This is a genomic window from Sediminivirga luteola (assembly GCF_014639315.1).
GTDB lineage: Bacteria > Actinomycetota > Actinomycetes > Actinomycetales > Brevibacteriaceae > Sediminivirga > Sediminivirga luteola.
This window is the reverse complement of the sequence record NZ_BMFY01000002.1, coordinates 1-12815: the sequence shown is the minus strand read 5'-3', so window position 1 is coordinate 12815 and position 12815 is coordinate 1. Positions and strand designations below refer to the sequence as shown.

13 protein-coding genes are annotated in these 12815 nt (G+C 70.1%); 7 read left to right on the top strand and 6 right to left on the bottom strand.

The annotated features are described in order from the left end of the window. Positions 1-29 precede the first annotated feature (29 nt). From IEW13_RS01895 to IEW13_RS01880, 4 genes are all read left to right on the top strand, one after another. Positions 30-1505: a malate:quinone oxidoreductase gene (locus tag IEW13_RS01895; RefSeq protein WP_188549244.1), complete on the top strand. Its 1476-nt coding sequence runs from the start codon at positions 30-32 to the stop codon at positions 1503-1505. 5 nt (positions 1506-1510) lie between these two features. After that, positions 1511-2749 (top strand): alpha-hydroxy acid oxidase, encoded by a 1239-nt coding sequence (locus IEW13_RS01890; protein WP_188549243.1) that lies wholly within the window; start codon positions 1511-1513, stop codon positions 2747-2749. 196 nt (positions 2750-2945) lie between these two features. Next, a complete protein-coding gene (locus IEW13_RS17295; protein ID WP_229744869.1) occupies positions 2946-3278 on the top strand; it encodes a DUF4190 domain-containing protein in 333 nt (110 codons plus the stop codon). Between the two features lie 614 nt (positions 3279-3892). Then, positions 3893-5197, top strand: a complete 1305-nt coding sequence (locus IEW13_RS01880; RefSeq protein WP_188549242.1) for a PrsW family intramembrane metalloprotease — start codon at positions 3893-3895, stop codon at positions 5195-5197. A gap of 88 nt (positions 5198-5285) precedes the next feature. Here the strand turns inward: IEW13_RS01880 and hisC are convergent, their stop codons facing one another. Then, positions 5286-6362 (bottom strand): histidinol-phosphate transaminase, encoded by a 1077-nt coding sequence (gene hisC / locus IEW13_RS01875; protein ID WP_229744868.1) that lies wholly within the window; start codon positions 6360-6362, stop codon positions 5286-5288. Between the two features lie 85 nt (positions 6363-6447). Here hisC and IEW13_RS01870 point away from each other — a divergent pair, with 85 nt between their 5' ends. Continuing rightward, positions 6448-7644, top strand: coding sequence for a MarP family serine protease (locus IEW13_RS01870; RefSeq protein ID WP_188549240.1), 1197 nt, complete (start codon positions 6448-6450; stop codon positions 7642-7644). A gap of 147 nt (positions 7645-7791) precedes the next feature. Here IEW13_RS01870 and IEW13_RS01865 read toward each other — a convergent pair whose 3' ends face one another. The 3 genes from IEW13_RS01865 to upp all read right to left on the bottom strand — a co-directional run bounded on the left by IEW13_RS01865 (position 7792) and on the right by upp (position 10754). Next, positions 7792-8841, bottom strand: a complete 1050-nt coding sequence (locus tag IEW13_RS01865) for an endonuclease/exonuclease/phosphatase family protein (RefSeq protein ID WP_188549239.1) — start codon at positions 8839-8841, stop codon at positions 7792-7794. Between the two features lie 187 nt (positions 8842-9028). Continuing rightward, positions 9029-9808 carry a winged helix-turn-helix domain-containing protein gene (locus IEW13_RS01860; protein ID WP_188549238.1) on the bottom strand — a complete coding sequence of 260 codons (780 nt, stop codon included), beginning with the start codon at positions 9806-9808 and terminating at the stop codon, positions 9029-9031. 307 nt (positions 9809-10115) lie between these two features. After that, complete coding sequence (gene upp / locus IEW13_RS01855) at positions 10116-10754, bottom strand: uracil phosphoribosyltransferase (protein ID WP_188549237.1); 639 nt, start codon at positions 10752-10754, stop codon at positions 10116-10118. 190 nt (positions 10755-10944) lie between these two features. Between upp and IEW13_RS01850 the strand changes: the two genes are divergently transcribed. Both IEW13_RS01850 and tadA read left to right on the top strand, forming a co-directional pair. Then, entirely contained in the window at positions 10945-11541 is a 597-nt protein-coding gene (locus tag IEW13_RS01850; protein ID WP_188549236.1) for a tRNA adenosine deaminase-associated protein, read from the top strand. Further along, positions 11538-12002, top strand: a complete 465-nt coding sequence (tadA, locus tag IEW13_RS01845) for a tRNA adenosine(34) deaminase TadA (protein WP_272905270.1) — start codon at positions 11538-11540, stop codon at positions 12000-12002. Before IEW13_RS01850 ends, tadA begins: the two co-directional genes overlap by 4 nt. Positions 12003-12086: 84 nt before the next feature. On the opposite strand, the gene IEW13_RS01840 is transcribed toward tadA, so the two are convergent. Together IEW13_RS01840 and IEW13_RS01835 are read right to left on the bottom strand one after the other, a co-directional pair. Further along, entirely contained in the window at positions 12087-12362 is a 276-nt protein-coding gene (locus IEW13_RS01840; protein ID WP_229744867.1) for an AbrB/MazE/SpoVT family DNA-binding domain-containing protein, read from the bottom strand. A gap of 38 nt (positions 12363-12400) precedes the next feature. Beyond that, positions 12401-12815 (bottom strand): sigma factor-like helix-turn-helix DNA-binding protein (locus IEW13_RS01835; RefSeq protein WP_268235161.1); only part of this gene is annotated, 415 nt, incomplete at its 5' end.

The following is a 12815-nucleotide window of genomic DNA, read 5'->3' as shown; positions in this document are numbered from 1 at the left end:
GCGATCGCTTCCCAAGGAAAGCACAGGAGATGTCGACCAGAGAAAACGTTGATGTAGTCCTCATCGGTTCGGGCATCATGAGTGCCACGCTGGGCGCTCTGCTCAAGGACCTCGAACCCGGTCTCGACATCCGGGTCTTCGAACGGCTCGACTTCGTGGCACGGGAGAGCAGCGACCCCTGGAACAACGCCGGTACCGGCCACGCGGCGCTGTGCGAGCTGAACTACACGCCGCTGAAAGCCGATGGATCGATCGACATCACCAAGGCGATCGACATCAACGAGCGCTTCCACGTCTCCCGCCAGTACTGGAGCCACCTGGTCCGGGAGGGCGTCCTGGACGAGCCCGGAACCTTCATCAACCCGGTGCCGCACTTAAGCTACGGCCGGGGCGAATCCGGCCGGGACTACATCCGCGCCCGCTACGAGGCGCTGAAGGAGAACCCGCTCTTCGCCGACATCGAGTACTCCGACGACCCGGCCACCCACGCCGAGTGGCTGCCGCTGATGTTCGACGGCCGGCCCGGCGGCGAGGTCAACGGCGTCTCGCGCTTCACCTCCGGCACGGACGTCGACTTCGGCTCCCTCAGCCGGCAGCTGCTGACTCACATCGGCTCCCAGGGCGTGCCGATCCGCACCGGCCACGAGGTGACCGATCTGACCCGCTCGGCCACCGGCTGGATCGTGCGCGTGAAGGACCGCGGGCGCCGCGAGACCTTCGAGCTCGACGCGAAGTTCGTCTTCATCGGCGCCGGCGGCGGTGCCCTGCCGCTGCTGCAGAAGTCCGGCATCGCCGAGGGCCGCGGATACGGCGGATTCCCGGTGAGCGGGCAGTTCCTGCGCACCGCGAACCCGGAACTCGTGGCCCGGCACCGCGCCAAGGTCTACGGCCAGGCCGCCACCGGCGCGCCGCCGATGTCCGTCCCGCACCTGGACACCCGGGTGATCGAAGGGCGCGAATACCTCATGTTCGGTCCCTACGCCGGGTTCTCGCCCAAGTTCCTCAAGACCGGCAAGCTGTGGGATCTGCCCGGCTCCGTCCGCGGCGACAACATCGGCACCATGCTGGGCGTCGCCAAGGACAACCAGGACCTCATGCGCTATCTGATCGGTGAGCTGGCGAAGAACAAGAACCAGCGCCTGGAGAGCCTGCGGGAGTTCTTCCCGGGCGCCTCGGCGCAGGACTGGGAGCTCATCACGGCCGGCCAGCGCGTGCAGATCATGAAGAAGGACCCCAAGCGCGGCGGCATGCTCGCCTTCGGCACCGAGCTGGTGGCCGCCGCGGACGGCTCGGTGGCTGCCCTGCTGGGTGCCTCCCCCGGCGCGTCCACCGCCGTGAGCGCCATGATCGGCGTGCTCCAGCGGTGCTTCCCCCAGCGGTACGCCGGCTGGGAGAGCAAGCTCAAGGAGCGGATCCCGTCCCTGGGCACGGCCCTGCGCGAGGACACCGCCCTGCTGAAGAAGGTACGCGAGGAGACCGCGGAGACACTCAAACTGGAAGGATGACCCCGATGCGCCGTCAGCTACCCGAATGGCATCAATTGCGCCCGCTTCTGCAGTTCAAGCGGCCGGACCTCAACCGGAGGCGCGCGCGGGTGGCTGCGGCGGCGGATGTGTGGGATCTGCGGCGCATCGCCAAGCGGCGCACGCCCAAGGCGCCGTTCGACTACACCGACGGTGCCGCTGAGCTGGAACTCGGCCTCGCCAAGGCCCGGGCCGCGTTCCAGGCCGTCGAGTTCAAGCCCGGGGTGCTGCGCAATGTCGCGCAGATCGATCTGGGCACCACCATCGCCGGGGGCTTCTCCGAGCTTCCCTTCGGTATCGCGCCGACCGGTTTCACCCGCATGATGCACGCCGAGGGGGAGGTCGCCGGCGTCCAGGCGGCCGCCGCCGCAGGCATCCCGTTCACGCTCTCCACCATGGGCACGACCTCGGTCGAGGACGTCGCCGCAGCGGCGCCCGGTTCCCGCCGCTGGTTCCAGCTGTACCTGTGGAAGGACCGCGAGAAGAGCCGGGCCATCGTGGACCGTGCCGCCGCGGCGGGCTTCGACACGCTCATGGTCACGGTGGACACGGCGGTCGCCGGGGCGCGTCTGCGCGATGTCCGCAACGGCATGACCATCCCGCCGTCGCTGACCCTGAAGACCGTGCTGGACGCCTCCTACCGGCCCGAGTGGTGGTACAACTTCCTGTCCACCGAGCCGCTGACGTTCGCCTCCCTGAGCAGCTACACCGGCACGGTGGGCGAGCTGATCAACGAGATGTTCGACCCCACTCTGGAGTTCTCCGATCTGGAGTGGCTGCGGCAGCAGTGGCCGGGCAAGCTGTTCGTCAAAGGCATCCAGACCGCCGATGACGCCGCGGCCGTCGTCGCCAGCGGCGCCGACGGGGTGGTCCTGTCCAACCACGGCGGCCGTCAGCTCGACCGCGCCCCGGTGCCCCTGCACACCATCCCCGAGGTCCGGGAGCGGGTGGGCCGCGACACGGAGATCATCGTCGACACCGGCATCATGAACGGCGGTGACGTCATCGCCGCGATCGCTGCGGGGGCGGACTTCGCCCTCGTCGGCCGGGCCTATCTGTACGGTCTGATGGCCGGCGGCCGGCTCGGCGTCGACCGGGTGATCGAGCTGCTGGCGCAGGAGGCGGCACGGACGATGGCGCTCATCGGCGTGACGTCCCTGAAGGATCTCACCCCGGAGCACGTCACCCTGCACCGGCCGGCACCGCTTGCGCGCCTGCCGAGATGAGGCCCGCCGGCGCTCCTGGCAGCTGGTCCGATTGCCGGCCGGGCGCCCTCGTGTGTCGCCATGTGTCCGATCCGTCACAGCGAGAATCCTGAAAAATCACCGCGAGGCGCATATGATCACTAGTGGAGCGGGCGGACAAGGCGACTGACCTGTCCGTCCCCAGCACCGGTAGAACTCAACACGAGGAGCCACGTCCATGTCTGAGAACCCGAACTACCCCGCTCAGCCGGGCCAGCCGAACTACGGCGCCCCGCAGGGTGGCTACCAGCCCGCCCCGACCCAGGAGGATCCGGGTCAGACCCTGGGCATCCTGGCCCTCGTCTTCGCATTCCTGGCCGCCCCCGTCGGCATCATCCTCGGCTTCCTCTCCCGGAAGAAGTCCCGCGAGGCCGGCCTGGCGGACAACCAGCTGGGCAAGTGGGGCTTCATCCTGGGTATCATCTTCACCATCATCGGCGTCCTGTTCTGGATCGCGTACATCGTCTTCATCGTGATCGCCGTCAACGCCGCGGGTACCGCCGGCTACTGACGCGGCTGCGCACGCGGTGCCGCCTGCCCGTACGGGCAGGCGTACGCAGGACCTCATAGACATGTCCGGGCAGAGCGGGCGGGATCAGGATCCCGCCCGCTCTGCTGTACCGTCCCGAGGAGACGCCGATGAGCCAGCCGTCGACTGAACCGACCGATCCCTCTCGGCCGTCCCCGCCGCCCCAGCCGGGTCACCGTCCCGCGGCGCCGCGTTTCCGCCCGCCAGCCACCCCGGAGCCGGGATCCGCACAGGGCACACCCCAGGGACATCGCGCCGGCTCGCCACCGCAGGGACCGGCAGGGCCGAGGCCTCCCGCTCCCATCGTCCAGGGCACGCCCGGCGGGCACGGCACTCAGGGTCGGCAGGACCCCCAGGGGCAGCCGGACCCCCACGGCGCCCCGGCGTCCTCCCCCGGTCCCGGAGCCTCCCGGCCAGCGAGCGCGCCCGGCCCGCAGAGCGCTCCCGCTTCTGCTCCGTTCCGGTCCTCACCGGGACCGGTGGGCTCGCAGCCGCCCGGACCGCGGCAGCCCCAGCCCTCCCGGCCAGCGCCGCAGCCGGGCCCGCCGCGCGGTTTCTCTCCCGGCCCTTCCCAGCCCGGCCACCCGGGCGGGCTGGTGCCGCCCGGAGGACCGCAGCGGCCTTATCCGGCCGCTGCGCAGCCGGTCTTCGCGCCCACCATCACCCAGGAGATGCGCCTGCGCCACCAGGTGGCGCCGCCGCAACAGCCCTATCGCCCGGCTGAGCCGCGCACCGAGTGGACCACCACCGCCATCGCGCTCCCGGGGCAACGCAAGTCCTGGAGCGCCCGCCGGATCGTGGCGCTCATCGGCGTATGCGTCCTGGCGGTCGCGCTGCTCGTCATGCTCCTGATCGCGCTGCTCGTCTTCGGGCCGGCGGCGCTCGTCGTGGTCCCGCTCGCGGCGCTGCCGCTGATCGTGGTCGTCGGCGTCATCTGGCTGCTGGACAGGTGGCGGCCGCAGTCGCCGATCATGATGGCGTTGTGCGTGCTGTGGGGCGCCGCCGCCTCGGTGGTGATGACGCTCGTGCTGGGGCTGGGCGCGGAGATCGCCTATGCGCTCACGATCGGCGCCCCGCCGGACTGGGTCGGGCCGGTCATCCACGCTCCCCTGTTCGAGGAGTCGACGAAGGGCGTCCTGCTCCTTGCGATCCTGATCTTCGCGAGGAAGCACTTCGACGGGCCGTTGCAGGGACTCCTGTTCGGCTCGCTGATCGGCATCGGCTTCGCCTTCACCGAGGACATCCTCTACATCGGCACGGCCACCATGGCAGGCCAGGAGCTGGGCGCCGGTGGGGGGATCGTCGCAGGAGGCCTGACGTTCTTCCTGCGCGGCGTGCTCACTCCTTTCGCACATGTCGCCTTCACTGGCGCGATCGGCCTGATCATGGGCTTCGGCGCCAGGCGGCCGGGGCTCGGCTGGGGCATCGGGCTGTTCTTCGCGGGGCTGCCGGTGGGCATGCTGCTGCACGGCCTGTGGAACCTGATCGCCAGCACGTCCCTGACGTTCCTGCTGGATCTGCTGGTGGCCGCGCTGATGGGCTTCCTGTGCTTCGCCGGCTGGCTCACGGCGGCGTTGCTGCTGCGGCGCGATGAGGTGAAGCGGACCAGGCAGGCGCTGGAGGATTACGCGCAGGCCGGCTGGCTGACCCCGGCGGAGGCGGAGATGTTCGGCAGCTGGGCCGGTCGCCGCAAGGGCCGTGCCTGGGCCGCGCGGTTCCCGGGCGGTAAGCCGATCATGCAGAAGATGATCCGCACCTCGGCGCTGCTGGCGGTGCTGCGGCACAGGATTCTGCTCAATCCCCGTACCACCGGGGCTGAACGGGCCAGTGAGGCCAAGCTCCTGGCCGGGTTCACCCGGCTGCGCAGCGAACTGTTGCAGCGCGCCGGCATGCCCGGCTGAGCCTTTGCGCTTGGCCCGGCGTGCTCGCGGAGAGGTCCTCCGGGCCGGCAGCCGCAGCGTCCAGGCGATGCCCCCGGTGGTTCCCTGTTCAGCGTTCGGCGGCCCAGTCGCGTAGCGCGGCCAGGAGCGCGTCGTTCTCCGCGGGGCTGGAGACGGTCAGGCGCATGCCTTCCGGGAACGCCCGGCCCACGAGGCGGCGCGCGTGCAGGAAGGCGTCCAGCGCCGGCGTGCGCTCGGCCTCGGCGAGCCATACGAAGTTGCCCTGAGAGGGCAGCACCGGCAGGCCCAGCGCGCGCAGTTCCGCGATGAGCCGCGCGCGTTCGCTCCGGACCTCCTCGACCCGGGCGGACAGTTCCGGCCAGGCATCGTCCTCCAGTGAGGCGAGGGCGGCGCGCTGGGCCACCGAGGTGACGCTGAAGGGCAGCGTCACGGCGGAGACGGCATCGACGATCTGCTCGCCGGCGAATCCGTAGCCCACCCGCAGGCCCGCCAGCCCGTAGGCCTTGGAGAAGGTGCGCAGCACCACGACGTTGGGCCGCGCCGCAGGACCGCTCAGGTACCGCAGGCCGTCGCTCTCCTGCTCGTTGAACTCGCGGTAGGCCTCGTCCAGGACGACCGTGATGTCGTCCGGCACCCGGTCCAGGAAAGCGTCGATCTCCTCGTCCGGGACGACGGTGCCGGTGGGATTGTTGGGATTGCAGACGAACACCAGGCCCACGCGGGTGCCGGCTGCCTCGAGCTCCTCGATCCGCTGCGCCATCGCGGGCAGGTCATGCCGGCCCCCGGCGTCGAGCGGCACCTGCTCGGCCCGTGCCATCGCCGTGCGCGCCAGGATCGGGTACGCCTCGAATGAGCGCCAGGCGAAGACGACCGCATCGCCGGGGGAGCAGGTGGCCTGGACCAGGTGCAGACAGAGCGAGACCGAGCCGTTGCCGAGCATGACGTTCTCCGGCTGCAGGCCCGCCCGTGCGGCGAGCCGTGCACGCAGCAGCGTCCCGGCCGGGTCGGGATACCGGTTGGCGCCGGAGGCCTCCTCCGTGAGAGCCGCGACGACGCTCGGAAGGGGGCCGTAGGCGCTCTCGTTGCTGGCAAGCTTGATGGCGTCCGGGATCGACTTCCCCGGGACGTAGCGGGCGGCCTGGGCGAGGTCGGGGCGGATGCGCATGCTACGGATCATAGCGCGCCGGTCTCCACCTGTTCCTGCGGCGTCTTGAGGGTTGTGCTCAGGTGCGTGCGCCAGAATGGCACGCATGAGCATTCCCGACATCGCGCTCCTCCTGGGCGCTGTCGTCCTCCTGGCACTGGGCTGGGGGCGGGGCTTCCTGATCAGCGCCGGAGGCTTCGCGGGATTCGTGCTCGGCATGCTGCTGGCGATGCAGCTCGCCCCCATCGTGCACGGGCTGCTGGGCAGCCGCCTGCAGGTGGAACCCTACGTCAGCGGCGCGGTCGCGGCGGCACTGGTGGTCCTCGGCGGTATCCTGGGCGGGAAGGTCCTCGCCGATGTGGGCGCGTTCATCCGTTCCCGGACCCGCGAGGACGGTCCCGCCCGGGTCTCGGACTCGGCGCTGGGAGCGCTCACCTCGATGGTGGCGTATTTCCTGGTCATCTGGCTGGCAGCCGGGTTCGTGCGGACGACGCCGATGCTGGACGTCAACCGGGTCGTCGCGAGTTCCTCCGTCGTGGCGGGCCTGGACCGGCTGGCTCCGATGACCTCCGAACGCGTTCTCGGCGCCGCCGTGGAGGCATTCGGCGCGGACCGTTTCCCCCGGGTGTTCTCCGGGCAGCGGGAGATCATCCGCGGGGTCGGCGAACCGGATCCGCGGATAACCGAGGTGGGACAGCAGGTCCGCGAGAGCGTGCTGAAAGTGAACGCTGGCGCCCCGGCCTGCCGCAACGATTCGGAGGGGACCGGCTGGGTCTACCGGGACGGTCTCGTCGTGACGAACGCGCATGTGGTCGCCGGTGCCGAGGATGTCAGCGTGCAGATCGGCGGTGTCGGACGGCCTTATGACGCGCAGATCGTCGCCTTCGATCCGGGCCGGGACATCGCCGTGCTGCGGGCGCCGGACCTCGGGGCACCGGCCCTGCCGCTGGGTGACCGCGCCGCAGTGGGACAGGACTCCGTCGTCGTCGGCTACCCGGAGAACGGGCCGTACACCATCTCGCCGTCCCGGGTGCGCGATGTCATGCAGGCCAGGGGGCTGGATATCTACCACCGGGACACAGTCACGCGGGAGATCTACTCGCTGCGCGGGATCGTCCGGCCGGGGAACTCCGGCGGGCCGTTGCTGGACTCCGACGGCGATGTCATCGGCCTGGTCTTCGGCCGCTCGGAATCTGACGATGAGACTGGGTACGCCCTGACCCTCGATGAGATCTCACCCGTCCTGGAGGACGCCGCCGAGCAGACGGCACCTGTCTCCTCGGGGGCGTGCCTCGCGGCCTGAACGGCATCGGCGGCGCGAAGGCCCACGGCCGCGGCCCGGCGGCTGGCCGGCCGTGGCTTCTCGGGACGTTCGGCCCGCCGGCGAGCTGCCGGCGCGGCGGGGTACGGCTGGAGAGCGGCAGCAGCGAGGCCGAGGCGGTAACGCAGATCAGCCGTCGGCGTCCCCGGTGTCGTCGGCGCCCGTGTCCTCACCGGCGGTGTCCGGCCCGCCGTCGGCCAGGCCCACGATCACGGCCCGGTGGTCGCTTGTCCCGCGGCCGAGGACCTCATCGGTGAGCGGGGTGAATCCGCGCACCATCACGTGATCCAGCCGGGTGACCGGGAAGATTCCCGGCCAGGTGAACCCGAAGCCGCCGCCGACGTGCTGGCGGGAGTCCAGCAGCTGGTCATCGAGCAGATCGAAGTACCGGTCGGTGGTGGCGGCATTGAGGTCCCCGGCCAGGACGATCCGCTCGGCGCTGTCGGCCGCGAGCACCTCGGTGAGCCGCACGATGGCCCGGTTGCGGGTGGCCTCGCTGCCCGGACGCACCGAGGGCATGTGCACCGCGTAGAAGGCGACCGTGCCGACATCGGTGCTGACGGTCGTGCGGAAGGCACGCGGCCAGCCCAGACCCAGATCCACCTCCTGCGGTTCGGCGATGGGATACCGGGACCACACCCCGATGGTGTCCACCACGCGCCCGTGCTCGTAGTGGGAGCCCAGCCGTTCCTGGATGATCTGCCCGGAGAGCGATTCGATCTCCTGGACCGTGACGATGTCCGGGTCGGCTGCGATGAGCCGGTCCGCTGTGGCGGTGGGCTGCGGCAGGCGGGCGCCGACGTTCTGAGTGGCGATGGTGAGGTCCGGCGCCGCGGTCTCGTCCTGCCGGGGAAGGAGCTGCGTGCCGAACATGGAGCCCCAGACCAGTGCGGGAATGAGCACGCCGATGCCGGCCACCCAGGAGAGCCGGAAGAGCGCGACGAGGGCGAGCGGCACGATCAGAACCCCGAACCAGGGCAGGGCTGATTCGATCACGAGCGCGATGCCGCGGTCGGTGGGGATGATCCGGTGCGCTGCGAAGAAAACCGCCAGCAGCAGGCCCGCGACGAGGGTCAGATAGCCCTTGTGCTTCTTCCGGCGGACGGGGCGGCGTCCGCCGGCCCGGTGTGCGTGCGTGGGGCGTGGCCCGTGCGGCCGGCCGTATGGGGCATTCGCCATGTGCTTCGTGCAGCGCCTTTCGTTCACAGTCATCCCGACACGATCAGGCCACCACGATAGCGGCGGAATCTGTCGGAATGGTGACAGCACGCTGCGGGCCCGGGCGGGTGTGACACGCATCCCGGCGATGCTCAGCCGGGAGCCGGGGACGCTTCGTCGTTCGCCGGTTTCCCGGCGGCCGGGGCGCTCAGACGGAGCGGGCGGTGGCCTTCCAGAACGTGACGTCGGGATGCGCGTCGTAGCGATAGCCGCCGCCGCGGATGGTACGCACCACGGACGAGTAGGTGCCCAGGCGACCGCGGAGACGGCGGATGTGCACATCGATGGTGCGGACCGTCGGGGCTTCGCCCTCAGGGCTGTCGGACCAGAGCGCCTCGATCAGGGTTTCGCGGCTGATGGTCTCGCCCTCATGGGAGATCAGATAGGTGAGGAGGTCGAATTCCTTGTGGGTCAGGGACACCGGGGTGCCGTCGATGTGCACCTCGCGGCGCGGTGCGTCCACCAGCAGCCCGGTCGCGGGGTCCTGCTGCGGCCGCAGCGCCGGCGCCTGCACGCGGGTGGGGATACGGGAACGGACCGGGCCGTGCGCGGCGGCGGGCTTGCCGGTGGCGGCCGGGGAGCCGGAGACGACGGCGCGCACGGCGTCGATGTCGCGGCCGGGGCCTTCCGGGGCCAGGGCGATGACGGCCTGGGTCTCCGCTCGGGAGGCGAGTTCGTTGGCGTAACGCTGGAGCTCCTGGGCGACCGCCGCCAGGTTGGTGCCGTCCTCGGCGGCTTTAGCCTCATCGAGCCCGACATAGAGGATGATGCCGCGGGCCGCGCGGGGACCGGGCGTCACTCCGCCGGGGGCCAGCGTGTGCGGTGCGTTCTGCGCATCGGCGACGGGGGTGAGCGGGGCGCGCAGGCCGCCGCGGCGGGTGGAACTGGCCGAGCGGGGGTGTGCGGGACGGGCGGGCAGGGAGGTCATGGTGGCTCCTTATGCGAACGAATGCGAGGGCTGGTCTCTTAGTGGTTCTGACCGTGGATGCGCCGATCGGTATGCGATCTCGTCTGCTGCTGCGGGCGCATCCGCGCCGGGGCTTTCCGGTGTCGGCGGTGTGCTCCTAGAGACAACAACAGACGCCGGGCATGTGCCGGAGCGTCGGTCGGCTGCGCATTCGTTCTGCCGTGTTCACGCCTGTCATTATTCGCCATCCGTGCTGGCGAGCACAATAGCGGTGATCAGCCCGGCGCGGAATATGACGCTATGTGACGCCGCCGGGCTGGCGGGTTCCTCAGTCGGTGAGGCCGTAGAGGCGGTCCCCTGCATCGCCGAGGCCCGGGACGATGTAGCCCGAGTCGTTGAGCCCCTCGTCCAGTGCCGCGGTGACGACGCGGACATCGGCGCGGTCGTCGAGTTCGCGACGGACGGTCTCCACGCCTTCGGGCGCGGCGACCAGGCAGACGGCTACGACGTCGCGGGCGCCCCGTTTGAGCAGGAAGTTGATCGCCTCCACGAGAGTGCCGCCGGTGGCGAGCATCGGGTCGACGACGAACACCTGACGCCCGGTCAGGTCGTCCGGGAGCCGCTCGGCGTAGGTGCTGATCTCGAGGGTCTCCTCGTTCCGGACCATGCCGAGGAAACCGACCTCGGCGGTGGGCAGCAGGCGCGTCATGCCCTCGAGCATGCCCAGGCCGGCGCGGAGGATCGGCACCACCATCGGCCGGGGCGAGGCGATGCGAGCGCCGGTGTGCGGGCCGACCGGCGTGCGGATCTGCCGTTCCTCCACCCGCACGTCCCGCGTGGCCTCGTAGGCCAGCAGGGTGACGAGTTCCTCGGTGAGGCGGCGGAAGGTGGGGGAGTCCGTCCGCTCGTCGCGCAGGACGGTGAGCTTGTGCGTGATGAGCGGGTGGTCCGCGACATGGAGGTGCATGGATACGAATCTACCGTGAGCGACCCGGCCGGGGCAGCGCTCGGCGTGAGGTGTCGAGCACGCCGGATACCGCCCGCAGGGATAGCTCACGGCACCTTGGCCCCCGAGTTGCCCGCGAGCGGGCGTCACGATGCGTGCTCGGGAGGCATGACTATGGAAATCCGGCGGTCGTTTCGGCGAGAATACGGGTATGTCGTACTTCACGGAGATCCTCACTCTGGCCGAGGGTGAATGGCGGGCCCTGGACCTGGACGTGCGGGACTACGCGACGCTGGAGGACCTCGCGGAGGTCATGCGGTCGGTGAGCGACCCCGAGGGTGAGGCGCTCGCCGTGATCGAGCACGAGGACGACTGGTTCGGCCTGGTACGGCTGTTCTGCGAGGACGAGGAGCTGCGGGTGTTCCTCTCGGACGCCGATGCGGCGGCGGAGAGCCCCTTCGGCGAGCTGTTCGCGGAGTACCTGAACCGGCCCGAGCTGCTGGCCCGCCGCGACGAGGAAGAGCCGGAGGAGTTCGAGGAGGACGGCGCGGACGAGGGCGAGCAGGGCTCCGGTGAGGGTGCTGGGGTAGCCGATGAGGACGCCGATCCTGAGAGCGAACTCGACGGCGGCGCCGTGCCGCCTCCGTCGCCGGGCTGGGCCGGCGACGCCGATATCTTCGCCGACCGCGGGATCAGCCAGGAGGAGCTGCTGGAGCAGGTGGCGCTGCACTCCTCGGATCCGGCACGCGTGGTGGCGCACATCGGCGAAGCGGTCGGTTTCGCCGAGCAGCTGGAGGCGGTCCGCTGAAGCCCGGGCGCCGGGAACGCGACTGGATCGGGCAGGCGCTGGAGCTTGCCCGCGAGGCGCAGGCCACGGGTGACGTCCCGGTCGGCGCGGTGGTGGTGGAGCTGGAATCAGGCACCGTCATCGGGCGCGGGGTGAACCGGCGCGAGGTCGACCGCGACCCCACGGGCCATGCGGAGATCGTCGCGATGCGGCAGGCGGCGGCGTCGCTTGGGCGCTGGCGCCTGGACGGCTGTGCTCTGGCGGTGACGCTGGAGCCGTGCGCCATGTGCGCCGGCGCGATCGGGCAGGCCCGGATGGACCGCCTGGTCTTCGGCGCCTGGGACGAGAAGGCCGGCGCGGTGGGCTCCCGCTGGGACGTGCTGCGCGACCGCGGTGCCCTGCACCGGCCGGAGGTCATCGCCGGAGTTCGCTCCGAGGAATGTGCGGCCCTGCTCGGGGATTTCTTCGACCGGCTGCGGTGAGTGTCAGCCGACCACCCGGCCCAGACTGGATCCTCGGTGAGGGTGTCCAGGAGGACGTTCGAATCGACGAGAGCGGCAGCCGCGTTAATCGCCACGGAGAAGATCCATGAGTTCGTCTGTTGTCATCTCCGTGGTCGCGCGTCCTCGCATCTTGCCGACAATCCGGGCGCCAGTGCTCTTTCCAGCCTCCCGGTGAACGATCCGCAACTGACCATCCTCTGCGACGACGTCGACCTCGTCACCTTCCACGAAGCCGAACTGCCGCCGGAGGTTCGCGGGGATCGTGACCTGTCCCTTGCTGTTGAGCCGCACGGGTCCTCCTGTCATACGTATCGGATGTAACTGCTTGAGCTGGCTCACGGGACCATCATGTGTCCGCTGAGCAGAGGCCGCCACGCCTATGAAGGAGCCAGACCAACCGATTCACGAGTTCCGGAGGGACGATCCGCATTCGTTCCCGCTTCCGGTGGAGCAGGCATATCCGCAGCCTGGTGTGTGGTCGCAGCAGCGAGTTTTTCAAGCGCCTGCTTCTGGATCTGGCGAATCCGTTCTCGAGTGACGCTGAACCGCGCGCCGACTGCCTCGAGCGTATATTCCTCTCCGTGGAAGCCGTAGCGCAGGCCAAGGACCTCCTGTTCCCGATAGGTCAATAGTTCTTCGAGTGTGATCTGGAATTCGTAGCGCATGCGGGCCGCGTGGACGACATGTGCCGGGTCAGGGACTACCAGGCTGCGGTCACGGTGATCCATCAGAGAATGCAGAAGCGGTTCCGATTCAGAGGACGAAGGGACTGCCGCACCGATAGGTGACATC